This is a genomic window from Enterococcus crotali (genome assembly GCF_000633635.1).
Taxonomy (GTDB): domain Bacteria; phylum Bacillota; class Bacilli; order Lactobacillales; family Enterococcaceae; genus Enterococcus_L; species Enterococcus_L crotali.
This window is the reverse complement of sequence record NZ_AYPQ01000004.1, coordinates 1-22,283: the sequence shown is the minus strand read 5'-3', so window position 1 is coordinate 22,283 and position 22,283 is coordinate 1. Positions and strand designations below refer to the sequence as shown.

The 22,283-nt window shown below is 35.4% G+C and carries 21 protein-coding genes, 1 tRNA gene and 3 pseudogenes; 16 read left to right on the top strand and 9 right to left on the bottom strand.

Annotated elements, in window-relative coordinates:
• Positions 1 to 24: 24 nt before the first annotated feature.
• The 4 genes from V192_RS0110390 to V192_RS0110375 all read left to right on the top strand — a co-directional run bounded on the left by V192_RS0110390 (position 25) and on the right by V192_RS0110375 (position 4,464).
• A complete protein-coding gene (locus tag V192_RS0110390; RefSeq protein ID WP_025871466.1) occupies positions 25 to 1,443 on the top strand; it encodes an MATE family efflux transporter in 1,419 nt (472 codons plus the stop codon).
• Positions 1,444 to 1,618: 175 nt separating this feature from the next.
• A complete protein-coding gene (locus V192_RS0110385; RefSeq protein WP_025871464.1) occupies positions 1,619 to 2,734 on the top strand; it encodes an LCP family glycopolymer transferase in 1,116 nt (371 codons plus the stop codon).
• Positions 2,735 to 2,865: 131 nt separating this feature from the next.
• Positions 2,866 to 3,567: a glucosamine-6-phosphate deaminase gene (gene nagB, locus V192_RS0110380; protein ID WP_025871462.1), complete on the top strand. Its 702-nt coding sequence runs from the start codon at positions 2,866 to 2,868 to the stop codon at positions 3,565 to 3,567.
• Positions 3,568 to 3,759: 192 nt separating this feature from the next.
• Complete coding sequence (locus V192_RS0110375; RefSeq protein WP_025871460.1) at positions 3,760 to 4,464, top strand: MgtC/SapB family protein; 705 nt, start codon at positions 3,760 to 3,762, stop codon at positions 4,462 to 4,464.
• 67 nt (positions 4,465 to 4,531) lie between these two features.
• Here the strand turns inward: V192_RS0110375 and V192_RS19920 are convergent, their stop codons facing one another.
• Both V192_RS19920 and V192_RS22185 read right to left on the bottom strand, forming a co-directional pair.
• A complete protein-coding gene (locus V192_RS19920) occupies positions 4,532 to 5,143 on the bottom strand; it encodes a DUF92 domain-containing protein (RefSeq protein ID WP_239644647.1) in 612 nt (203 codons plus the stop codon).
• Positions 5,140 to 5,355 (bottom strand): DUF92 domain-containing protein, encoded by a 216-nt coding sequence (locus V192_RS22185; RefSeq protein WP_239644646.1) that lies wholly within the window; start codon positions 5,353 to 5,355, stop codon positions 5,140 to 5,142. Before V192_RS22185 ends, V192_RS19920 begins: the two co-directional genes overlap by 4 nt.
• Before the next feature lie 175 nt (positions 5,356 to 5,530).
• Between V192_RS22185 and V192_RS0110365 the strand changes: the two genes are divergently transcribed.
• Positions 5,531 to 6,652 (top strand): AI-2E family transporter, encoded by a 1,122-nt coding sequence (locus V192_RS0110365; protein ID WP_025871458.1) that lies wholly within the window; start codon positions 5,531 to 5,533, stop codon positions 6,650 to 6,652.
• A 72-nt stretch (positions 6,653 to 6,724) separates the two neighbouring features.
• Here the strand turns inward: V192_RS0110365 and nrdF are convergent.
• The 4 genes and pseudogenes from nrdF to nrdH all read right to left on the bottom strand — a co-directional run bounded on the left by nrdF (position 6,725) and on the right by nrdH (position 10,534).
• A pseudogene (gene nrdF / locus V192_RS19915) lies at positions 6,725 to 7,686 on the bottom strand (class 1b ribonucleoside-diphosphate reductase subunit beta).
• Positions 7,687 to 7,790: 104 nt separating this feature from the next.
• On the bottom strand, positions 7,791 to 9,950 hold the full coding sequence (gene nrdE, locus V192_RS0110355; protein WP_029948220.1) for a class 1b ribonucleoside-diphosphate reductase subunit alpha: 2,160 nt from the start codon (positions 9,948 to 9,950) through the stop codon (positions 7,791 to 7,793).
• A complete protein-coding gene (nrdI, locus tag V192_RS0110350) occupies positions 9,931 to 10,308 on the bottom strand; it encodes a class Ib ribonucleoside-diphosphate reductase assembly flavoprotein NrdI (RefSeq protein WP_025871456.1) in 378 nt (125 codons plus the stop codon). Before nrdI ends, nrdE begins: the two co-directional genes overlap by 20 nt.
• A 1-nt stretch (position 10,309) precedes the next feature.
• Positions 10,310 to 10,534 carry a glutaredoxin-like protein NrdH gene (nrdH, locus tag V192_RS0110345; RefSeq protein WP_010760423.1) on the bottom strand — a complete coding sequence of 75 codons (225 nt, stop codon included), beginning with the start codon at positions 10,532 to 10,534 and terminating at the stop codon, positions 10,310 to 10,312.
• 606 nt (positions 10,535 to 11,140) lie between these two features.
• Between nrdH and V192_RS0110340 the strand changes: the two genes are divergently transcribed.
• From V192_RS0110340 to V192_RS19910, 5 genes and pseudogenes are all read left to right on the top strand, one after another.
• Positions 11,141 to 11,608: a FeoA family protein gene (locus V192_RS0110340; RefSeq protein ID WP_025871452.1), complete on the top strand. Its 468-nt coding sequence runs from the start codon at positions 11,141 to 11,143 to the stop codon at positions 11,606 to 11,608.
• 4 nt (positions 11,609 to 11,612) lie between these two features.
• A complete protein-coding gene (feoB, locus tag V192_RS0110335) occupies positions 11,613 to 13,766 on the top strand; it encodes a ferrous iron transport protein B (protein WP_025871450.1) in 2,154 nt (717 codons plus the stop codon).
• Positions 13,767 to 13,770: 4 nt separating this feature from the next.
• Positions 13,771 to 13,902 carry a FeoB-associated Cys-rich membrane protein gene (locus V192_RS21245; protein WP_010760426.1) on the top strand — a complete coding sequence of 44 codons (132 nt, stop codon included), beginning with the start codon at positions 13,771 to 13,773 and terminating at the stop codon, positions 13,900 to 13,902.
• Between the two features lie 111 nt (positions 13,903 to 14,013).
• Positions 14,014 to 14,086 (top strand) — tRNA-Lys (locus V192_RS0110325).
• Positions 14,087 to 14,351: 265 nt separating this feature from the next.
• Positions 14,352 to 15,226 (top strand): annotated as a pseudogene (locus V192_RS19910) (hypothetical protein).
• A 793-nt stretch (positions 15,227 to 16,019) separates the two neighbouring features.
• On the opposite strand, the gene V192_RS0110315 reads toward V192_RS19910, so the two are convergent.
• On the bottom strand, positions 16,020 to 16,526 hold the full coding sequence (locus tag V192_RS0110315; RefSeq protein WP_025871448.1) for a phosphatidylglycerophosphatase A family protein: 507 nt from the start codon (positions 16,524 to 16,526) through the stop codon (positions 16,020 to 16,022).
• 86 nt (positions 16,527 to 16,612) lie between these two features.
• On the opposite strand from V192_RS0110315, the gene V192_RS0110310 reads away from it, so the two are divergent.
• Both V192_RS0110310 and V192_RS22835 read left to right on the top strand, forming a co-directional pair.
• Complete coding sequence (locus V192_RS0110310; RefSeq protein ID WP_025871446.1) at positions 16,613 to 16,858, top strand: DUF1450 domain-containing protein; 246 nt, start codon at positions 16,613 to 16,615, stop codon at positions 16,856 to 16,858.
• A pseudogene (locus tag V192_RS22835) lies at positions 16,858 to 16,991 on the top strand (DUF3788 family protein); the annotation flags it as partial. The gene V192_RS0110310 and the pseudogene V192_RS22835, both read left to right, overlap by 1 nt.
• A gap of 47 nt (positions 16,992 to 17,038) precedes the next feature.
• Here V192_RS22835 and V192_RS0110305 read toward each other — a convergent pair.
• The gene (locus V192_RS0110305; protein WP_025871443.1) at positions 17,039 to 18,052 is read right to left on the bottom strand and encodes an NAD(P)/FAD-dependent oxidoreductase; all 1,014 of its coding nucleotides are present in this window, start codon (positions 18,050 to 18,052) and stop codon (positions 17,039 to 17,041) included.
• Between the two features lie 223 nt (positions 18,053 to 18,275).
• Between V192_RS0110305 and V192_RS0110300 the strand changes: the two genes are divergently transcribed.
• The gene (locus V192_RS0110300) at positions 18,276 to 18,863 is read left to right on the top strand and encodes a peptidylprolyl isomerase (protein WP_025871441.1); all 588 of its coding nucleotides are present in this window, start codon (positions 18,276 to 18,278) and stop codon (positions 18,861 to 18,863) included.
• 60 nt (positions 18,864 to 18,923) lie between these two features.
• Here the strand turns inward: V192_RS0110300 and V192_RS0110295 are convergent, their stop codons facing one another.
• The gene (locus V192_RS0110295) at positions 18,924 to 20,090 is read right to left on the bottom strand and encodes a MalY/PatB family protein (protein WP_025871439.1); all 1,167 of its coding nucleotides are present in this window, start codon (positions 20,088 to 20,090) and stop codon (positions 18,924 to 18,926) included.
• A gap of 199 nt (positions 20,091 to 20,289) precedes the next feature.
• Here V192_RS0110295 and V192_RS0110290 point away from each other — a divergent pair, with 199 nt between their 5' ends.
• From V192_RS0110290 to V192_RS0110280, 3 genes are all read left to right on the top strand, one after another.
• Entirely contained in the window at positions 20,290 to 20,658 is a 369-nt protein-coding gene (locus V192_RS0110290; RefSeq protein WP_025871437.1) for a CvfD/Ygs/GSP13 family RNA-binding post-transcriptional regulator, read from the top strand.
• 64 nt (positions 20,659 to 20,722) lie between these two features.
• Positions 20,723 to 21,094 (top strand): hypothetical protein, encoded by a 372-nt coding sequence (locus V192_RS0110285; protein ID WP_029948219.1) that lies wholly within the window; start codon positions 20,723 to 20,725, stop codon positions 21,092 to 21,094.
• 135 nt (positions 21,095 to 21,229) lie between these two features.
• Positions 21,230 to 21,739: a GNAT family N-acetyltransferase gene (locus tag V192_RS0110280; protein ID WP_025871432.1), complete on the top strand. Its 510-nt coding sequence runs from the start codon at positions 21,230 to 21,232 to the stop codon at positions 21,737 to 21,739.
• Positions 21,740 to 22,283: the final 544 nt, after the last annotated feature.

Below are 22,283 nucleotides of genomic sequence, written 5' to 3'. Positions count from 1 at the left end.
ATAGTAAAGTGAAGGTTTAATAAAATGAGAAAGAGAATTTTGACAAGTTTATCTTATACATTTACATCAAATATGGTTAATTTGTTTACATCGTTTTTTTTAATCATTTTTGTGCCTAAATTTATTGGTGTCGAGCTATATGGTTATTGGCAACTTTATATATTTTATACTACATACCTTCAATACGTGACTTTTGGTATACCAGAAGGAATATATTTAGAATTTGGCGGTAGTCATTACAATGAGTTGCCCAAAAAAAGGTTAAGAAATCAATTTTTGAATTTATTTGTTGTTTCTTTGTTCTTTATGCTATTGCTAATTTTTGTTGGAATCTATGGAATTTCAACTGATTCCCAGAAAAGTACGGTACTTATATTTTCAGCAATAGCTTTACTATTGATAGTACCCAGATCTGTTTTAACCTATGAGTTACAGGCCACTGATGAACTTAAATTATTTTCTGTAGCTATGATTTTGGAAAAAATGTTATTAATAATTGGAATAATAAGTCTGGTTATTTTAAGAGTGACAAAGTTTGAATATTTTATTATTGTGGATCTTTTTTCTAAACTTATTACGAATATATTATTAGTATATGTATCACGATCTTTGGTTTTTGGAAAAATCAAGTCTCTCAGTATAGGAATTAAAGATTCAGTTTATTTTTGTAAAATTGGAATCAACATTACCTTATCTAATCTTAGTAGTATATTAGTTATGGGGATCATAAGAATGAGCATTGAGTTAAAATGGTCTATTCAAGTTTTTGGAAAAATATCTTTAATTATCAGTATGACAAATATGATAATGGTATTTATCAATTCCATTTCGATTGTGTTTTTTCCGATTTTAAAAAGAATGGAAAGTAATAAATTGAAAGAGGCTTTTAAATACATTGATAAACTATTATCTAGTCTATTACTGAATATTCTATTTTTATATTTTCCAATTTATCTTTTTCTCCAACTATTCCTTCCTGCATATTCTTCAGGACTAAAATATTTAGCATTTATATTTCCAATGACAATTTTTGAAAGTAAAATTGCTGTGCTATATAATACATATCTCAAAGTTTTGCGAATGGAAAGAAAGTTGTTACAAGTAAATATCTTAATGGTTTTAATGACAATAGTTGTTATTTATCCAGTTATTTGGATATTTGAATCCCTTGATGGTGCAGTATTTATGATAACAATAGTTTCTATTTTGAAAAGTTATTTTTTTAGAAAAATATTGAATGCCAAATTAGAAATTAATCAGTCAGCTTCGATTCCATGGGACAGTATTATTGTGTTAACATTCGTTTGTTGTAGTATCTTTTTTAGTTTATATCAAGTATTTCTTATTATGTTAATTATAGTTGGCGTATTTAATGTTTATAATTTCTCTAAAAATAGAAATGCATGGAGACATTTGAAAGAAAACATAAATTCCAATAGTTAGAATTTAGTTAGGTATAATGAACATTTGTAACGATGAGAGTACCTGAAGCTACTGTATCACTATTTTACAAATATATTAAGATATCATGCCAATTTCCCAAAAAAGTTGCGACATGATTCAAATTGTGAGAAAATAGGTTTCATGAATTATTCTTGCAAAAATGAGGAAGTGTCTTATGAACCTATGGAAAAAAGTAATATTAACTGCTTTAGGAGTAGTTCTTGTTTCAGTTGCGGGGTTTTGTGCATACGGGATTAAAATGTATTCTGATACAACGGGTACAGTTAAAGGTGTGTTTGAACCGATCGATCGGATTTCTAAAAGAAGAGAGACGGCCGTCAATATTGATGCGCAAGAACCTTTTTCAGTGTTACTAATGGGAATCGATACTGGAGATTTAGGACGAACAGAACAAGGTCGTTCTGATACTACGATGGTGGTCACTATTAATCCTAAAGAAAAAAAATCTACAATGATTAGTTTGGATCGGGATATTTTAACTAATATTGTTGGATATGGTACTGAAGATAAGCTGAATCATGCTTATGCATTTGGTGGTGCCAAGATGGCGATTGATACTGTCGAAAATCTATTGGATATTCCAATTGATAACTACGTGTCGATCAACATGAAAGGGATGAAAGATTTAATTGATGCTGTAGGCGGTATTGAAGTAGATAATCCATTTGAGTTTACATTAGATGGTATTACCGTTCCAAAAGGTCATATCAAGCTAGATAGTGAGACTGGTTTAGCCTATGCGCGTATGCGTGAAGAAGATCCAGAAGGCGATATTGGACGGCAACGTCGCCAAAGAGAAGTTGTTGAGAAAATTGTTAATAAAATCATCAGTTTGGATGGACTTACTAAATATAGAAAAGTATTAGATGCAGTAAAAGATAATGTGAAAACGGATTTAACATGGGATAATATGGTAGATATTCAGAAGAAATATATGCCTGCTTTCAAAGATATCGATTCCTTACAATTAGAAGGGGAAGGTCAAGAGATTGGCGGTATCTATTATCAAATTTTAGATCCAACTAAATTATATGAGGTACAGACAAATTTACGAGCACAATTAGGTTTGGCTGAAAACAAAGATATGCAGGCGAAAGATAACAGTAACTATAGTAATTATACGAATGGTACTGACGCTGGCACATATGAATATGGTGATGCAGCTGAAACAACGAATAATTATAGTTATGATCAGGGTGTCACAAATGCTGATGGTGCTAGTTATACAGATCAAAATGGTACAGATGAGGTATATTCAGACGGTTATTAATCAGGAAACTTCTATTCTTAAAAAAGAATGGAAGTTTTTTTTATATTCTGTCCAGTTTAGACTAGAAATCTCTTTTATAGGGTGGTATAATTGGACTATACCAAATCTGAACATAAGGGAGCAATTTTCTAATGGAAATTATTAAAGTAGCGAACGCTGAAGAAGGCGGAAAAAAAGCATTTGAAATGATCAAAGAAGGCATGAACAATGGCGCAAAAGTTTTAGGTCTGGCTACAGGAAGCACACCAGAAACTTTATATAAAGAAATGACAGCAAGTGATTTAGATTTTACAGCGATGACTTCTGTGAACTTGGATGAATATGTTGGACTAGGCGGAGACGATGATCAAAGTTATCGTTATTTCATGAATGATCAATTATTCAATAAAAAACCATTTAAAGACACTTACGTACCAAATGGCAAGGCAGAAGATCTAGCGGCAGAATGCAAACACTATGAAAGTATTATCGATAGCAATCCAATCGATATTCAAATCTTAGGTATTGGACAAAATGGCCACATTGGTTTTAATGAACCTGGAACACCTTTGAATAGTTTAACTCACGTTGTTGAGTTAACAGAATCTACAATCAATGCCAATAAACGTAATTTTGAAAAGGTAGAAGACGTGCCAACTAGAGCGGTTTCTATGGGAATCGGTTCAATCATGAAAGGCAAAAAAATGATTTTAATGGCCTATGGTGAAGCGAAGGCTGATGCAATCAAAGGGATGATCGATGGACCTGTTTCTGTTGATTTACCTGCAAGTGCGCTACAAAATCATTCAGATGTTGTTGTGATCGTGGATGAGGCTGCAGCAAGTAAGTTATAAGAAAACAAAGGTAGACATGTTCAAAGCGTAGGAATTGCTTTGAACATGTCTATTTTTTTCAAATTTTACGTGGTTCGGATATGGCTTACAGAGTGTTATCCCGACCATGTTCTTTTTATAAAATGAACGTTATTCTCTTAAATAAAATTAGTGCTATAATGAAATAGTAGAGCAAGAGGAGGAATAAGCGTAATGGATTTAAATTTAACAGTTCCTGAAATCATTATAAGGCTTTGTTTAGCGATGTTGATTGGCGGAACCATTGGGTTTGAAAGACAGTATAAAAATCGTCCAGCAGGTATGCGGACGCATATTTTAGTTTGTATGGGAGCAACGATCATTGCTTTGATTCAGGTGGAGATAGCGGCTAATGCATTGCAAGATGCGGTAAATCATCCTGAGTTGGTCGGTGTGATTCGTTCAGACCAAGCACGCTTGATAGCACAAGTAGTTAGTGGGATCGGTTTTTTAGGAGCAGGGACGATTATTGTGACGAAGCAATCAGTAACTGGTTTGACAACAGCTGCCTCATTATGGGCTATTGCAGGATTAGGAATTGCGATCGGCATGGGTTACTATGCAATTGCGATCACTAGTTTTATTGGTGTTTTTATTGCTCTGACCGTAGTAAGAAGAGTAATCCATGTACCAACCACAAAAAAGCTGGAAATTCGCTATATACATAAGCAAGAGACCAAGGAATTTATCAATCAATATTTTGAAGATCATAAAATTGAAATTGAAGATGTAAACTTTAATGTGGTTTTAGTAGATGATAATCAAATTTACACGAATATTTATACGATTGATTTGCCAAAAGGAATGACGTACGCTGAAGTTATAGAAGATTTATCCATTTATAAAAATATAACGAAACTTCGTCTAGTCAGTATCTAAGCTATTTTAATAGTATGACAAAAGAAGATGCCCTACAAATGAGTTAGAGCAGCTTCTTTGTTGTCCACTAATTTAGGTGAAAAAGGAGATACCAGCTTAACAGAACTGTGAAACAACTACTAAAAAAATTGACCCAATCATTTGATATCCAGGAGATACCGCCAATTTGTTTGGTTTGTTGTAGATGATGATAGCGTTGTTCAGTAAGTTTTCCACAGATCCTACAGCGATAGGTTACTTGCAATGTTGCTCCTAGCACACTATCCACAATAGAATGAACAATACCGCAAATCAAGGGCACGCTGATCATTAAACTTACTGGAAGTAGAGAAACATGATGCCAGCTGTAAAACAGCCAAAATGTAAGTGAGATCAATAAGCTACCCAAAAGTGAAGCCATACTACCAAGCATGGAAATACCACCAGAAAGCCCTGGCTCGATCGGTTTAAATGAGACGATTGAGCGTGGAATTTTTTTACTCAAAATCCCGATTTCAGAACCAAAGGTATCGGCTGTTGCACCCGCGATTGCACTAACATAGCCAATCAAAAATAATGGTTTTTTTGTATAATAGTATAGAACCAAAGAAATAATTGCGGGGAGACTATTCGCGAAGACTTGCCATGCATCCCTCGTATGTCCTTTTGCAGCAAGGTCTTCTATTTTAGCTGTTTTCATCCTTTTTTTGCTAAATGGATGCAACCCGAACTAACAAAAAATAAGACTAACACCCCCCAAGTCGGCCATGGCCCAAATCCACAAACGAGTGTGGCTACAAAAATCAAGGCCGAAGCACCAGACTTCGTAACTAAATGCGTGATATAAGAAAACAGACTGATTACGCTACCGACAATAAAGCCTAAAAATAATTTGTAGAATAAAATAGTCATACTGCACCTCTTGAAATAATTGATAAAAATAGATATACAAAGTAAGTATATCATGGAATGATCAATAAAATTAAAGAGATAAATTCTTTTATAAGATAACAGCTCAAGACAAAAATTTCCTTTTTATACTAGAAAAGAATGGTAAAATAAATGTATCATTTATTGGAGGTTATGTATGGGTTCTCTCTTTAAACAATCGAAGTTATTATTTTGGACAGTAGAAATTGTGCTAACGATCATTGGGGTCTTCTTTTTGTTGAAGATGCCAAATGTCTTTAGTCCAATTTTGGGAATGGTCTCAGCTGTTTTTATGCCGTTATTAATCGCGGGTTTTCTATATTATATGTTTGATCCAATCGTCGTATTTTTAGAGAAACGAGGTTTTCCAAGAATTGCCGGGTTTTTACTTTCCTTTGCCTGTTTGCTGATATTGATTGCAATTGTGGTCATGAATGTTGTTCCCCAGTTAGTAAATCAGTCAGTGGAATTAAGCCAGTCACTTCCTAGTTATGCGGAAGAGATGAATCAATGGTTAAATGATTTAGGTGATTTGGAAGGAATAAAAGAGTTTAACATTCAGGATCAACTAGATAAGGCAAATATTACGGTCAGTAACATTTTAAATTTTGCGATAGTAGGAGTTACTAGTAGTTTGTCTAAAATAGTGGGTGTTTTGATGAGATTCTTTATTTTACTTTTTACTGTACCATTCATCTTATTTTTTATGTTTAAAGATGGTCATAAATTTTTGGATGCAATGTCTCATTTTTTTCCAAAAAGCATTCGCAGTGAATTACGTCAGACAGTCAAAGAAATGAATCAAACACTCTCAGCATATATTAGCAGTACAGTTTTAGACGCCTTGATCATTGGAATATTGAGTTTTATCGCTATGACGATTTTTAAACAGCCGTATAGTTTGCTGTTAGCTGTTTTTTGTGGAATGACCAATATTATTCCTTATGTAGGTCCTTTTATTGGTGCAGTTCCAGCAATTTTAGTCGGGCTGTTCATTTCACCATGGCAAGCACTTTATATGGCAATATCGATTTTAGTTATCCAACAATTAGATGGTAATTTGATCAAACCTTTATTAATGGGAAAATCGTTGAATATTCATCCTTTAACGATCATATTAGTACTGATTGCATCTGGAAGTGTAGGTGGGATTATTGGTATGTTGATTTGTATTCCTGTATATGCAGTGATCAAAACATTAGTTATCAATATTTCTAAAATTTACCGTATAAAAAAAGCAGAGAAAGAATCTGTAGCAAACGATAGAGTTACTGAGTAAAATTAGTATCTTCATAAAAATAAGGCTGAATACAAACTCAAAGCAGTTTGCATTTAGCCTTATTTTTAGGTATTAATCCATGCCAATCAGATAATCGTCATCTTTCATTGCTTCAACAGTTCCTAATAAGTAACCATTTCCGACTTGTGAGAAGAAATCGTGATTGCTTGTACCAGTAGAGATACCATTCATAACGATGGGGTTGACATCATTCGCTGTATCAGCAAATAATGGATCCATTCCAAGGTTCATCAATGCTTTATTGGCATTGTAACGTAAGAAAGTTTTCACTTCTTCCGTCCAACCTAGCTCATCATATAATTGTTCTGTATAACGTTCTTCATTTTCATATAGTTCATAAAGCAGATTGTACATCCAGTCTTTCATGTCATTTTGTTCTGCTTCTGTCAATTCGTTGAAACCTAATTGGAATTTATAACCAATGTACGTTCCATGAACAGATTCATCACGAATGATCAGTTTGATGATCTCAGCAACGTTAGCTAACTTGTTGTTTCCTAAGTAGTAAAGAGGAGTGTAAAACCCAGAATAGAATAAGAATGTTTCTAAAAATACACTAGCGACTTTCTTTTCTAAAGGAGTACCATTTTTATAAATTTCATTGATTTTTTCTGCTTTTGTTTGTAAATAAACATTTGTATTTGTCCATTCGAAGATTTCATCAATTTCTTTTTTAGTATTTAACGTACTAAAATGGATGAATAGCTTTTAGCATGAACAGATTCCATAAACTGGATATTATTTAAGACCGCTTCTTCATGTGGTGTGCGGACATCATTTCTGAGTTGTTCCATACCACTTTCAGATTGAACGGTATCTAGTAGTGTCAAGCCACCAAAAACGTATCCTACAGTGGTTTTCTCTAAATCTGAAAGTGTTCTCCAATCATCTAAATCGTTAGATAAAGGAATACGAGTATCTAACCAAAATTGCTCAGTTAATTTTTCCCAAGTAGATTTATCAATCACATCTTCAATGGCGTTCCAGTTGATTGCTTCATAATATGTTGCCATGTATTTTCCTCCTTATTACCTTTACGTTAAAGTAGAGTAAATCATAGAACAAGGCGACCAGAGGGCGCCTTGTTTGGTTTTTACGAGTTTGTTGGTCTTAATTTTTAGATAACACAACTTTCACATTGGTTACTACCGATTTCTTCCGCATCATCCGTAAATGTTCGTACATAATAAATCGATTTAACACCTTTATGGAAAGCATAGTGACGTAAAATATTTAAATCACGTGTTGTTTGTTTTGGTGAATCTTTCCATTCGTATAAACCTTCTGGAATTTCAGAACGCATAAACAGAGTTAAACTCATGCCTTGATCCACATGTTGTTGTGCTGTCGCATAAACATCGATGACTTTACGCATGTCCATATCATAAGCAGATGTGTAATAAGGAATCGTATCATTAGCCAAGTAAGGAGCAGGGTAATAAATTTTACCGATTTTCTTTTCTTGACGCTCTTCGATCATACGAGTGATCGGGTGGATACTAGCACTTGTATCATTGATATAAGAGATAGAACCATTCGGTGCTACAGCTAAACGATTTTGGTGATACAAGCCGTCTTTTTTCACTGCATCACGTAAGTTTGCCCAGTCTTCAGAAGTTGGAACAAAAATATCTTTAAAGATTTCTTTGACTTTATCTGATTGAGGCGTGAAGTCTCCTTCAATATATTTATCAAAGTAGGAACCATTCGCATAATCTGATTTGTCAAAATTATGGAAGGTTTCGTTGTATTGTTTTGCAATGTTATTACTTTCTACTAGAGTCCAGTAGTTCAATAAAGTAAAGTACACATTGGTAAAATCTAATGAATCCTTAGAACCATATTCCATATGGTTTTTAGCAAAGAAAGTATGCAAACCCATTGCGCCAAGTCCAATCGTATGACTTAGTTTATTGCCGTTTTGAATAGAAGGAACGACATCGATATCAGAGGCATCAGTCACAAAAGTTAACGCACGTGTCATTGCACGAACAGATTTACCAAAATCAGGACTGTCCATCAAGTTGACGATATTTGTTGAACCTAAGTTACAGCTAATGTCTGTACCAAGTGTTTCATATTCTTGTTTGCCATTTAAAACAGAAGGTGTTTGAACTTGTAAAATTTCTGAACATAAGTTACTCATGATGATTTTGCCATAAGCTGGATTGCTTCTATTGGCTGTATCGATATTGATGATATATGGGTAACCAGATTCTTGTTGCAATTTAGAAATTTCATTTTCTAAATCACGCGCTTTGATTTTACGTTTGCGAATTTTAGGGTTAGCCACTAGATTATCGTATTCTTTTGTAATATCAACATAAGAGAAAGGCACGCCATATTCACGTTCTACACTGTATGGGCTGAATAAATACATATCTTCATTATTACGAGCTAACTCATAAAACTTATCAGGAACAACGACACCTAAAGATAAAGTCTTCACACGAACTTTTTCATCCGCATTTTCTTTTTTCGTTGAAAGGAACATTTCGATATCTGGATGGAAAACGTTAAGGTAAACAACTCCAGCACCTTGACGTTGACCTAATTGATTAGAATAGCTAAAGCTATCTTCGAATAATTTCATAACAGGAACCACGCCACTAGCAGCGCCTTCGTATCCTTTGATCGGTGCGCCTGCCTCACGTAAGTTTGCTAATGTGATACCCACACCGCCGCCGATACGTGATAATTGTAAAGCCGAGTTGATCGAACGACCAATGCTGTTCATATCATCTGTCACTTGGATCAAGAAACAAGAAACAAGCTCACCACGACGTTTACGTCCAGCGTTTAAGAAAGATGGTGTCGCAGGTTGGTAACGTTGGTGAATCATTTCATCGGCTAAAACCAAAGCCAATTCTTCATTGCCATCAGCAAAATACAGTGCATTGAAAGCCACACGATCTTCATAGCTTTCTAAGTATTCAGTTCCTTCATTATTTTTAAGCGCATATTGTGAATAAAACTTGTAAGCTGCCATAAATGATTTAAATTCAAAATTCTGTTCATCAAGAAATGTGTATAATTGTTCAATAAAAGCCATAGAATATTTTTCGATAAATGCAGTTTCTAAATAATCATTTTCAATCAAGTAATTGATTTTCTCTTCTATAGTATTGAAGGTTCTTGTATTGGGAAGGACATTTTCTTTGAAGAAAGCTTCCAATGCTTCTTTATCCTTGTGTAAAGGAATTTGTCCATCAACAGGACGGTTGATCTCATTATTCAGCTTAAAATAGCTAACATCTTTAATTTCTTTTAGACTCAAGTTCATTCACTACTTTCTTAAAGGATTCTACGTCTTCGTTCGTGCCGCTAAATTCAAAAGCAAAAAGCATTGGAACGTTGTAATCACGTGCTATGTCTTTGGCTGTATATACGTATAATTCTGCGAAATTGAGGTTGCCGCCTCCAGCTACGCCTTGCAAGTATTCTCGATTGCTTTTGTAATCAAGAAAATCGTTCACTACTTCAGTGATTTCTTGGTCATAAGTAGGAACGACTAAGACAAAAGGCTCATTTATCTCAAAAAAAGGATTCGCAGGCTCAATTTCGCAAGCTGCTAAATCCAATTTTTTAATGAAGCGTCTCGTTTGTCCAGTGACTGAAAAATAAACAATTTTCATTTTAGCTAGCCAATTGTTTTAATTGATCAGGACGGAATCCTACAACTGTTGTAGCATCAGAAGTGATAACCGGAACACTTTGGAATCCTTGTTCTTTTAACCAGTCGATTGCGTCTGGTTGGATATCGATATTTACTTCTTCAAATGCTATATTATTCTCGCTCAAAAAGCGTTTTGCCATTTTACATTGGATACAATTATTTTTAGAAAAGATTTTTACGTTCATTTTTAATTCCCCCTCAATTAGTTTACTTCACTAGTATAAATCTCTCACGAAAAAAGTCAACACTTAGGCACTACATATTGTGGTCAATTTTTGATTGAATACCATGTTTTGTGTTTTTGAAAGAAATATGAAAGCACGTAATCTCTAGATTTGAGCGGTTATTATCGTCATTTTTATGCTTAAAAAAGAAATTTATTAAATTTTAGATTGGAAATCTTAATGTGAGAGGCACAAGATATAGTGGGGCACTAGCAAGAGACACACTAATGAAAACGAGGCGATTTTGTTTGGCAAAAAGTTTCTTACTATAGGTAGAAAGAAGATTGATTTAAGTCTCACAAACAGGTATACTTAATGAGAACGATTATCAGTATCATTGAGGATGTTAATGAAATTTTTTCACAAGTATTGAATATGGTTAGCTTTACAAGTTACTCATCATCTGTAGTTTCAAACTCAACCACTCATCAAGACTAAGGATGTAAGAATTGAAGCTCTCTGGAAAAGATAAAACCTGATTGTGTTCAAAGACGACACGCTCATGTGTTTCTATTCTGGATAAGATGATGTGAGTTCGTTTAGCTTTTAAATTTAGGAGGTAATGCAATGTTAACACTGGCACAGGCAACATTAAATAAGGTTTATGCGATTGATGAAATCCAAGCAGAGGGTTTTGCGAAGAAACACCTGAATAATCTTGGTCTTGTGCCAGGTGGGAAGGTTGTCTTAGTGAATTACTCTGGTGACAACGGCATTGTTCTTCTACATAATAGCCGAATTGCAATCAATCAATCTGTATTAAAACAAATTATAATAGTAGAAAAAAGTGTCAGCGAAGAAAGTTGGCAGTCTTTAGATCAATTAACAGTCGGAGAAAAAGCACGAGTCATTGGAATTCATGGACAAGGCGCAGTTAAAAGGCGTTTGATGGACATGGGACTGACAAAAGGGGTAGAGCTTCTTGTTAGGAAAATGGCGCCGTTGGGTGATCCAATTGAAATCAACCTTCGTGGCTATGAATTGACGTTGAGGAAAAATGAAGCAGAACTGGTTTTAGTACAGAAAGAGGGATAAGAGAATGAAAGAACAGCATATTGCATTGACGGGAAACCCAAATAGCGGCAAGACAACAGCCTTCAATGCATTAACAGGAGCAAATCAATATGTAGGAAATTGGCCAGGCGTTACGGTGGAGCGAAAAGAAGGCAAGCTGAAAAAAAATAAAGCACTGACGATTCAAGATCTACCAGGTATTTATTCACTTTCACCTTATACCCCAGAAGAAGTCGTTGCCAGAGATTACTTACTTAGCGGCAGTCCAGACATCATTGTCAACATTGTTGATGCAACGAACTTAGAGCGAAATTTATACCTGACAACTCAATTGATGGAAACAGGGATTCCAGTGGTTGTCGGATTGAATATGATGGATATCTTAGATAAGACTGGCAGAAAAATCAATATTGAAAAACTTTCTTACGGCTTAGGTGTAGATGTAGTCGGTATAAGTGCTTTAAAAAATCGTGGACTAGATGAACTGATGAAAAGAACCGTTAAAACAACGGAAGTTTTCCCACAAGAGCTTAACTATCCAACCTATGACAATCGCCTAGAGGCCGCATTAAATGAAATTATGGATGTTTTAGGAAATAGCGTGATAGAAAAGCAAGCCCGTTGGTACAGCATTAAATTATTTGAAAGAGATGCTAGAGTTCAGAACGAATTAGAATTGAGCACTCTTCAGCAAAAAGAAATAGAAGAAATCATTAAGATTACAGAGCAAATTTTTGGGGATGATAGTGAATCGATCGTAATTAATGAGCGATATGAATTTATTACTCGTTTAACAGCTCTTTGTGCGATTGAAAAAAATGAAGTCACATTTAGTACAAGTGATAAAATTGATCGGATCGTAACGAACCGTTGGCTGGCCTTGCCGATTTTTGCTTTGATCATGTGGTTTGTTTATTATTTAGCAATTCAAACTGTGGGGACGATGGGAACTGATTGGATCAATGACGAATTGTTCGGAAACCTCGTGCCAAATTATGTCGAGGGACTGTTAGTCAGTTGGCAAGTAGCACCTTGGATGCAAAGCTTGATTCTGGATGGTATTATTGCTGGAGTAGGAGCTGTTTTGGGATTTTTACCTCAGTTAGCTGTTTTGTTTTTATGTTTGGGATTCTTAGAAGATTGTGGCTATATGTCGAGGATTGCTTTTGTGATGGATCGTTTGTTTAGAAAATTCGGTTTATCAGGTAAATCTTTTATTCCTATGTTGATTGCGACAGGCTGTGGCGTTCCTGGCGTGATGGCAAGTCGGACCATTGAAAATGAAAAGGATCGTAAAATGACGATCATGGTTACAACTTTTATGCCTTGTTCTGCAAAATTGCCGATCATCGCGTTGATTGCGGGTGCTTTCTTTCCTAAGAGTAGTTGGGTTTCTCCGTCGGCTTATTTTATTGGGATTGCTGCCATCGTATTATCAGGCATTGCCTTGAAGAAAACTCGTTCATTTTCAGGTGACCCAGCACCGTTTATTATGGAATTACCAGCGTATCATATGCCGCAATTGCGTGGTGTTCTCCGTCATGCGTATGACCGTAGTAAATCATTTGTGAAAAAAGCTGGAACGATCATTTTTGTAATGAGTATTATTATCTGGTTTACTTCTACGTATACATTTACGTTGCAAGAAGCCGCTGAAGATCAAAGTATTCTAGCAAACTTAGGCAAAGTTATCGCACCATTATTTACACCTCTCGGATGGGGAACTTGGCAAGGTGCTGTTGCAACGATTACAGGTTTGGTTGCCAAGGAAAATGTGATTGGGACGTTCGGTATTTTATTTGGTCATCTAGGCGAGGTTTCTGAAGATGGTGTAGAGGTTTGGTCTGCGCTACAAGGAGCTTTTACTCCAGTTGCAGCTTACTCATTCTTGGTGTTCAATTTGTTGTGTGCACCATGTTTTGCAGCAATTGGTGCGATTCGTAGAGAAATGGGCGATTGGAAATGGACATGGGGAGCGATCGGCTATCAATGTGGTTTAGCTTATGTAGTAAGTTTTATCATTTACCAATTCGGACATGTTATCTTTGAAAATGGTCAAGTAGGTGCCGGGGTATTTGTTGCAGGTCTCCTAGTTGTTATTATGGGCTATTATTTAGTTAGAAAACCTAAAACAGCTGAAGAAGCAGTTGTCACGATGGCAACGTTAGAAAGAGGGTAAGGATATGGCAACTTTGATTTTAGCAGTATTGATTTTTGGCGGCGCTGGATACGTTGTCTATTCTCGTTTTAAAAAAGGTAAGAGTTGTGATGACTGTCATACAACTTGTCCTGTAAAGAAAGAACAAGGGGAGTAAAAAAGGTCAGATGCAATGAGATAAAACGCTCGTAATTTATTTCGTTGTGTCTGACGTTTCCTCTTGAATAAACACTCTTCAAGTGCTACAATATTTAAGTACTAATTATTTGGGTCGTTAGCTCAGTTGGTAGAGCAGCTGACTCTTAATCAGCGGGTCATGGGTTCGAGCCCCTTACGACCCATTGGGTGCCAAACCCACGAGAATGGTATTCTATCGGCGTCTTCGGACGTTTCGAAGATGGAATATGCGTTCTCTTTTTTTGTGTTCTTAAGTAACTGTAGTTGGTTAGAGGTCTTAAGAGACATTGGATGTTATTTCACAAGAATAATATTCTATCAGCATCTTTAGAAGTGATAGATATTTACTCTAACTAAAAAAATCATATGAAGTGAGTATTCTGTTATTTGATGATAAACTAAAGAAAAGAATAAACAGGAGGGAAAAAGATGAAGAAGAAACTTATTTATTCATTTATATTAGTGGCAGGATTATCGCTAGCTGCTTGTGGAGGAAAAGGCAAGACTGCTGAAAGTTCAACTACAGCTAAAAGTACCGAAAAAACAAGCCAAACAACCACATCAACTAATAGTAGTACAACAAAATCCAGTACCAGCCAAAGTTCAACAAAATCTTCAACTACATCCGAAACAAAAACAAGTGAAAGCCAATCTGCTGTAAAATCAGAAAATAACACACCTGCAAAACAAGCAGAGACTGTTCTGAGTCAGCTAAGTAAAGATTTTCCAAACAATCGTTTACCGCAAGCGATATTAACAAGCAAAACACCTGAATATTTAACGGCTGCAACAACAAGAGCTGCTGATCAAGAAAATTTCAGAATTTTATATTATGCTGAAGATCATGGGATCACAGTCAATGATACTGTAGTCAATGACTTACAACCGATTGCTTCATTTGAAAAAAAATCTTATACTTCTAATGATGAAGCGGCCAATGCAGTTAATCAAATCATCGATAATGGGGGAAGACAGATTGATTTAGGCTATGGGATCACAGGTTATCAACAAGGCGCTGCAGGTTCCAGTTATTTATCTTGGCAAGAAGGAAATTGGAGTTTAGTTGTTCGAGCTTCCAATATTGGTGGGGAGGTAGCTGAGCCATTAGCTAAAGAAGCTGTTGCCTATTTGGAAACAGCGATGTTACCAGCTCCCCAATCTAGAGGCAGATTTCTTTAACAGCCGGCACAAGTGATAGTTATCAAAATAATTCAGTGGTTTGGCAAGAAGGAACGATTGTTTATACTATTCAACATTTTGATGCACTACAAGCACTTAAGATGACGGTGTCAACCAATCAATAATCAAAGTAGCTCGTTCAAAAACGAAACTAATTATTAGTTAACTAATAATATAAAATCATTGAGAAAAGGCTTCCGCTGCCTATTTGTTCGAGGAAAAGTCGATTTTTCACAAAAAAATAAAGCAGAATCAGCATTGACGAAACATTCACTCATCTTGTACAATGGGTACATGATAGAAGCGAAAATAATAAAATAAAAAAGGCACTTCACAGTTTGGTGGCCGCCAAACTACGAAGCCTGATGAGTCAAGACACTGACCAATCAAGTTGCCCTCGTCAATGCAAAAGCACTGACATGATTTATTGTACTCAATTTTTAGGAAAATATCTACCCCTAAAAATACACGAGATAATGAACATGCCAGCGTTTACTTATTGAACGATACAGCGGTGTTGGAAGGAATTCTGATACCGTTTTTTTATTTTTTGCTTCTATCTCTTGTTTAAGTATCCTGGTTGATCGTACTTGTATAGGGAGATGAGTATGATTGAATGAAGTGGGATATATTGGATAAAGCTTACCACTATAGGCATTTGATTTATCTTTGGGGAAGAAAATCAACGACTGAAAAATGTGCTCATCAAAATCAGAAGTAACTCTTGTTACCTATAGTGGTAGCTTTAAACATAAGTATAAGAGGATGTCATATACTTTAAACTTATTATAATAGAAGGATTACTCATGAAGCAATTGAAACGCTGTTAAAAATATAAAAAGAGCAGGATCTTGAACCTTGCTACCATGTCAACTGATGGTAGATGGCTGATCTGCTCTTATTTTTTAGTTTAAATACTTATTGTGTGATGCTACTCTTATCCGGTTGAGAGTGGGCTAAACGACTAGCCGCCGCAGCAGCAATCGCACCAACGATATCATCTAAAAAAGTATGAACTTGCGGACCTTCATGAGAATTTAATTTAGCTAAGATCCCAGGTTTTACTTTGTCGATGTAACCGTAATTCGTAAAGCCAATTGATCCATAAACATTAACGATCGAAAGTGCTAAAATTTCATCAATACCATAAAGTCCCTCATCTTCTTCTAGAATTTCTTGTAAAGGATGAAGTAATTTTTTTTCTTCAGCCAGAATATCTAACTGAATACCAGTGATGATCGCGTTGTGTACTTCACGTTTAGACAAAACACCGTCAATATTTTCAATACAGGTCGCTAAATCAAGATTTTCGATATAAGGTTTCTGTAAAAATAAAACCAATTCTGCTAAATCTTCTATCTCAACTCCACGGTCTTTCAATAGCTGCCGTGCTTTTTTCTCTAATGTTTCTCCTTTTATCACCAAAATAAAAAACCTCCAATGCATCATTTTTAAACTTAGATTACATCAATGGTATACTATTTAAAGAGAAAAATGCAAGGAGAAGATTAATGAACCCACTTATAGAATGTTGTGAACAAAACTTAGCTAAGGGCGCAGAACTGTTAATGAATGATCCGTTTATTGAAGAAAACGGCGATATTGTCTCCTATTCTTGTATGAACGAATGTGTTCTTTGTGCCCAAACGTTCTTTGTCTTATTTGAAGGGGAGCGGATTGTTGGGCGCACACCTGAAGAGTTAGTTGAGAATGTAAAAAAAGCCATTTTACTTTGGCAAGAAGATATGAATAGTTAAAAAAGAGGTCGAGACAAAAGTGTTTAGCTCCGAGAAATAAGAGGGAATTTACGAAAATTGCTCTTCAAATTTTTGTGAATTCCAGCTTATTTCCGAAGGAGCTGCTTTTTTCTCGCCGTTTATTCGGTTTTAGAGTGCACACCAAAACTGATGTTTAGTTTTGTTCCACACTCCTTTTTTTTAAAGCATCTTAGCTTCTTTTCCTTCAAATAAACTAGTACTGTGCATAGGTTGTGCTCTAGTATCAGGTTTAATAAAATGTAATGCATTATTCACAGCTGTTGGCGCTTCACCAAAGCCCGTTGCAATCAATTTTACTTTGCCATCGTAGTTACAAATATCGCCAACAGCGTAGACACCTGGAATATTTGTTGACATATCAGAGTTTACTTCTATCGCATTTCGGCTAACATCTAAGCCCCATTCTTTTAGATGGCTCAAAGAGGACGTAAATCCATAATTAATGATCAAAGAATCTAGCTCTAATTTTTCAAAATTATCAGCTTTTGTTTCTTTTAGTTGAATTCCCTTGAATGAATCATCTTCAACTAATAGCTGATCGATGACATATGGAGTATAGATAGCAACTTCTGAGTTTTTTAAATTATCTACACTGTGTTCATGACCACGAAACTCAGGTCGACGATGGATGATCGAAACCTTTTCGGCAATGGGCTCCAACATTAAAGCCCAGTCGATAGCGGAATCACCACCACCAGCAATAGCCACTTTTTTGCCAGAAAATTTATTCATATCTGTTACATAATAATGGACATGGTTGCCTTCCAATTCGGCTGCACCATCAATAGTTAAACGTCTAGGTTGAAATGAGCCGTTTCCAATGGCAAAAATCACCGCTTTGGAATAGTGAATACCCTTTGACGTTTCGATACGTAGGTAGCCATCTTCTTGAACTAAATTTTTCACTTCTTCTTCCAAAAAAATATCATGAGCAAAAGGAGTGATTTGTCTTTCTAGATTTTCGATCAACTCACTTGCTTTGATTGCTGGAAACCCCGGGACATCATAAATATATTTTTCGGGGTAAAGGGTAGACAATTGTCCACCAAGCTGAGGCAAACTATCAATAATTTTAGTTTTTGCCTTACGGATTCCTGCGTAAAAAGCGGCAAACAGACCAACGGGACCTGCGCCGACGATTGTTAGATCATATATATTTTTTGATTCAGACATCAAATTTCCCTCCAGATTCTATAATAAAAAAGTTTTCATCTATGAAGATAAAATCAAAAATGATTGTATATCGTTTTCACAAAATATCACTTGTAAGCGAAAAAAGCAAGTAGGAGTTTGTGAAAAAAGGCTTCTCTTAAAGATTATCAAAGATAATAGAATTTTCAAGTGAAGTTGTTTATGATATCATAAGGAAGTAAAAATTAATGAGGAGGAAATAACGATGTCAGAATTTCCACAATTAGATTTAGCAAATGTTAAAGGCCCGAAAGCCGTGATAAAAACGAACCGAGGGGATATCACAGTTCAACTTTTCCCAGAGCATGCACCAAAAACAGTTGAAAATTTTGTTCAATTGGCAAAAAAAGGTTATTACGATGGAGTGATTTTTCACCGTGTTATCCCTGATTTCATGATTCAAGGTGGCGATCCTACTGGAACAGGTATGGGTGGCGAAAGCATTTATGGTGAGAAGTTTGAAGATGAGTTTTCTAAAGATGTGTTTAACCTACGCGGTGCGCTATCAATGGCAAATGCCGGACCGAACACTAATGGAAGCCAATTCTTTATCGTCAACAATCAAAATGTACCAGCGAATATGTTTGGTCAATTGGAAGGCGCAGGCTTTCCAACAGAAGTGATCGAAGCCTATAAAAAAGGTGGAACACCATGGTTAGACTTCCGTCATACTGTTTTTGGTCATGTTGTAGAAGGCATGGACGTAGTGGATGAAATCGGTGGAGTTCAAAGAGACTCTCAAGATCGCCCAACGTTTGACGTAGTCATCGAAAAAGTAGAAATCAGCGAATAAGAAGCATACAATAGACAAAAAAGTAAAGCCTAAACGATTACAGTTTAGGCTTCGCTTTTTTTACTCAAAGGAATGTTTGATTCTACGTAAGCCTTCCAATAAAGTTTCTTTTGGACAAGCGACATTCAAGCGCATATGCTGTGTTCCCTGCGGACCAAAAGTAATTCCTGCATTCAGCACAACTTTTCCTTTATGGATTAGTTGATTTTGTAACTGAGCATCTGTCAGGTCGAAAGCTGAAAAATCTAGCCACATCAAATATGTTCCTTCTGGTTGCATGATCTTGACTTTGGGCAGTTCATTTTCGATAAAATTTGATACGGTATCGATATTTTCTTTTAGATAAATCAATAGCTCTTCTAACCAAGCGTCACCATTGTGATAAGCAGCTTCAGTTCCAACATATCCAAATATATTGATTTCATTTTGAAAGTTACGTTCTTGCACTTCAATGAATTTTTTTCGTAAATTAGAATTCTCTATAAAAATCATTGAGTTTTTGATGCCGGCAAGGTTAAATGTTTTTGTTGCGGCTGTTAGAGTAATCGAGAAATCTTTGAATGTTGGATGAACATTTGTAAAAGTCGTGAATACGTGAGGCGCAAAAATCAAATCCTGATGGATCTCATCACTAATAACAAGTACATCATATTTTGCACATAATTTACCAAAAGCTTCAAGCTCACTTTTTGTCCAAACACGTCCTCCTGGGTTGTGAGGATTACATAAAATAAAAAGTCGGACATCTTCGGCAATAATTTGTTTTTCTAGCTCTTCAAGATCCATAATAAAGCGACCTTGTTCAATCATTAAGGGGCTGCGGACAAGCTTTCGATTATTTTGCTCAACAACTTTTGCAAATGGAGGATAGACTGGATCATGGATTAAGACAGCATCACCTGGTTTGGTGTAGGCTTGAATTGCTATTGAAAGACTTGGAACGACGCCACTATTAAAAAGAATCGCTTCTTTACTGACTGAAAGATCATGACGACGTTTTTGCCACTCTTGAATTGCTTCATACAAAGAGTCGGGGGCAGGTGAATAGCCCAAAAGACCTTGTTCAACTGTTTTCTTCAGTGCGTCTAGAACAGGTGGGTTTGCTTTGAAGTCCATATCAGCTATCCACAAAGGCAACAAGTCACTTTCTCCATAAGTATCTTCAATCGAATCCCATTTAATGCAATTCGTGTTGAGGCGGTTATAGACTGTATCAAATTCTACCATTCAATTCTTCCTTTCTATTAAAAACATTTCTCGATAATTAAGTTGTAACTATAGTATAATGGACTTTCAATAAAATATGAACAAAAAGAATCAATAATGTAGTAGCAGAAATAAATTCATGCACTTTTTAACGGAAACATGATATCATTTTAAATGAGAAAATCATTTTGACGGGAATAACGAAAAGAGGATAAATAAGATGGAATACAAGATAGGAATGATTCTTAATGGAACAGTCACAGGATTACAACCTTATGGTGCTTTTGTTTCATTAAGTGATACAACGCAAGGGCTAATCCATGTCTCAGAGGTGCAAGCAGGATATACAAAAAATATTCATAGTTTATTAACAGTTGGCCAAAAAGTCAAAGTACAAGTTATCGACATCGATGAGTACTCAAAAAAAATCAGTTTATCTTTGAGAACATTAGAAGCACAAACCCAGCAACCCAACCATCGACGAAAAAAATACTTTACCAATAAAAATAAAAAAATCGGCTTTGATACATTAGAAAAAGAGCTTCAAGTATGGACTGATGAAGCAATGGATAAATTGCTTGAGAAATAATTCTGTTTTTTTTCAGAAAATATGGTACAATTTTCCTAGTTTCTGAAAACAAAAATTAATTGAGGTGGATGTTTTGTCTAACAAAAAAGTCGCTGGTACTATTATACTGAACCTAAATGACGGTTCGAAAAAGTTTCTTGTTCATCCAGTGGGTGAGTCAATGGCATTTGTTACAGCAAAAGTTTCTGAAGATATGACGGGATTAGCTAGTATGTTGCAGCTTTTTAAAGAAGAAATTCAACTAGATGTTACTTCAATTAGTTTAGTCGAGCTAACAAATGCACATACAGATGCTGAAAATATGCCTTTATTTGTATTTGAAATGAACGAAGATCATGTGACTCCTGCAATCAGTAACAGATACGTGTGGGAAAAACCATCTGAGTTAAAGAATCTATTAGCTAATTATGATATTCAGGGAGTACCGATGTTTTAAACTTAGGCAAGCTATATAAATAAGTAAGAGGCTTAGTTTCTACAATCCTTTTATTTTAAAAATTAAAAGTCGGAACAAAGCTATCCTTTAGTTTTGTTCTATTTTTTACAAAGTATTAGTTAGGAGGAAAATCTTATGTCATTAAAGCAAGCAACAATAATGGATACAACTACGGCTATGACTCTATTGAAAGAAAGTGCTGAGTGGTTAAAAGAAACAGGAAGTGATCAGTGGTCAGATGTATTACAAGGAGAGGATAAGCACGGATTAACGGAAGCAGTAGAAAAGGGAGAAGTATTTTTCTTCTATAATAGAAAGAAAGAATTGGCAGGAATGGCAGCAGCTTGGAAAATCCCAACAGAATGGGACAGATTACTTTGGGGGGAAATTGGTATCGATCAAGCAGCTTGCTATCTTCATCGAGTGATCATCCGCCCAAACTATAGAGGAAAAGCATATGGGAAAGAATTACTGACTGAATTAAAACAAAAATTTAGAGGCCAAGTAATTGAGTTGCGATTAGATTGTTTAGGGAGTAATAAGAAGTTGATTGACTTTTACCAACAGAATGGGTTCATTAATGTAGGAAGTGCAAAAGATTTTAACGGAACTAAATTCGAACTATTTTCATTTTCTCTGGCTTAACAATCGCTATTGGTGCCTTATATTGTACAAATGTTGTTATTTGATCATCAATTTCCCCTAAAAACGAATCTATAGTTAATGGTAAGAAAACTGAATGAAAACTTTTTCCTTTTTTTTCAAAAAAATGGTTGACCAATAACAAAAAACTTGTTATATTATATCTTGTCGCAAGGCACTGAGGTAACACGCCAAACGACAAAAATAATATAACAATCCAAAGACGAAAAAACTTTGGAAATCAGAAAATTAGTTGTTGACAAACAATGGCTAACCTGATAAACTAGTGAAGTTGTCGCAAGAAACACTGACGACAGAACGAGAATAGAATAACAAATCAAGTTCAAAAAAACTTGAAAAATCAGGAAGAAAGTTGTTGACAAATAACAAACAACCTGATAAACTAATGAAGTTGTCGCGAAACATTCGATAACATCAAGCAGAAAAACTTGAAACTTTTTTWWAAAAAAGTGTTGAACATCAAATCGAAGATTTGRTATGATATAAAAGTTGCTGCGAGGTAACACAGTAGACCTTTGAAAACTGA